The following is a 1,652-nucleotide window of genomic DNA, read 5'->3' on the forward strand; positions in this document are numbered from 1 at the left end:
GGCTCCCTGGCCAAACCTGCGGTGATCTTGTCGGCGGTTGAGCAACCGGAAACCTACTCGTTGGCCTCTTTAGTGGAAGACGGGCCGATTCAGGTGAAGTTGCCCAATGGCAGCGTGTGGGCGCCACAGAACTTCGACAAGAAGGCCAAGGGCGCCATGCCCATGGTGGATGTGCTGGCCCTGTCCCGTAACCAGGCCACCGCGCGGTTGGGGCTGGATGTGGGCCTGGACAAGGTGGCCGACACCATGAAGACCCTGGGCGTTACCCGCAATATCCCGCTGTACCCGAGTATTCTGTTGGGAAGCTTGGAATTGACCCCGTTTGAAGTGGCGATGATGTATCAGCCGCTGGCCACCGGTGGCTTCAGTACCCGGCTGCGCTCCATTACCGATGTGCTGGACAAGGACGGCAAACCGCTGGCCCGTTACCCGGTGAGCACCGACGAAGTGGTGGAGGCCGGGCCGGCTTTCTTGACCCAGTGGGCCATGCAACAGGTCGTGGAAGAAGGCACCGCCCGTGCCGCTCGTGCGGCGCTGCCGTCGGATCTGAAAGTGGCCGGCAAGACCGGTACCAGTGATGATTTCCGCGATGCCTGGTTTGCCGGGTTCTCGGCCAATCACTTGGCGGTGGTCTGGGTGGGCCGTGACGACAACAAAAACGCGGGGATTACCGGCTCCAGCGGCGCCTTGCCGGTGTGGGCGAATTTGATGGGCAAGCTGCCACAGCGCAGCCTGTCACAAAACCCGCCGCCCAGCGTGGAATGGGTATGGATGAATGAAGACGGCCGCCGCGTCAGTGCAGAAGGTTGTGGCAATGCCCGCCGCTACCCCATGCTGGCCGCGTCGATTCCCGAAGACAGCGATGGTTGTGGCACAGTGAAACAAACCGGCAAGGGCATCAAAGGATGGTTCAAGGGCCTGTTTGATTAAACGCCATGCGGTTTGCGGTGGCTCGCTCAATTCAACCTGCGATCAAGGAAATAGGGGGCAGGATGTTGTTTATGCAAAGGCTGGTTCGATTGGTGCTAATCAGTGCCGTGATGGTGGGGTGTGCGGTGAAGCCCGTGGTCGAAGAACCGCAGGAACCGATGACCGCCAGCCAGGAACTGGAAGGTTCTCCGGCGCTGAGTCTGTTGGCCAGTGCCGAGCAGGCGCGCCAGCAAGGGGATAATTCCCGGGCGGAACGGTATCTGGAGCGGGCGCTTAATATTGCCCCTGATTCCTCCTGGCTGTACAAGCAGCTGGCGGACCTGCGCCTGACAGAAGGCGACGCCCGAGGTGCGGAAGGCTTTGCCCTGAAAGCGCTGCGTCTGGCGCCGGACCACTCGGCGTATCAGGCAGGTTTATGGGAATTGGTGGCCACCGCGCGGGACCGGCAAGGCGATGCCGCAGGAGCGAAGGCGGCTCGCGAACGGGCGGCGACGCTGCGTGACCCGGAGTCGCGCAAGGCATGACACCGGCGGTGCAGGCCGCCAAGCGCGGCAAGGTAGCGTTTACGCTGCATAGCTACGAACACGACCCGAAAGCGCAAAGCTACGGGTTGGAAGCGGCGGAGGCTCTGGATCTGCCGGTGGAGCAGGTGTTCAAGACGCTGATGACGCTGGTGGATGACGCGCCGGTGGTGGCCATGGTGCCGGTGGCCCATCAGCTGG

The 1,652-nt window shown here is 62.5% G+C and carries 2 protein-coding genes and 1 pseudogene; all 3 read left to right on the forward strand.

Translation table 11 applies throughout. The features are described from left to right. Nucleotides 1-930, forward strand: a 930-nt coding sequence (locus A3754_RS18195) for a penicillin-binding transpeptidase domain-containing protein (RefSeq protein WP_255363145.1), incomplete at its 5' end; no start/stop codon positions are given. Nucleotides 931-1,001: 71 nt separating this feature from the next. Continuing rightward, the gene (locus tag A3754_RS18200; RefSeq protein WP_231880687.1) at nt 1,002-1,454 is read left to right on the forward strand and encodes a tetratricopeptide repeat protein; all 453 of its coding nucleotides are present in this window, start codon (nt 1,002-1,004) and stop codon (nt 1,452-1,454) included. After that, nucleotides 1,451-1,652: pseudogene (locus A3754_RS18205) on the forward strand (Cys-tRNA(Pro) deacylase); the annotation flags it as partial. The gene A3754_RS18200 and the pseudogene A3754_RS18205, both read left to right, overlap by 4 nt.

This window comes from Alcanivorax sp. HI0083, from assembly GCF_001635175.1.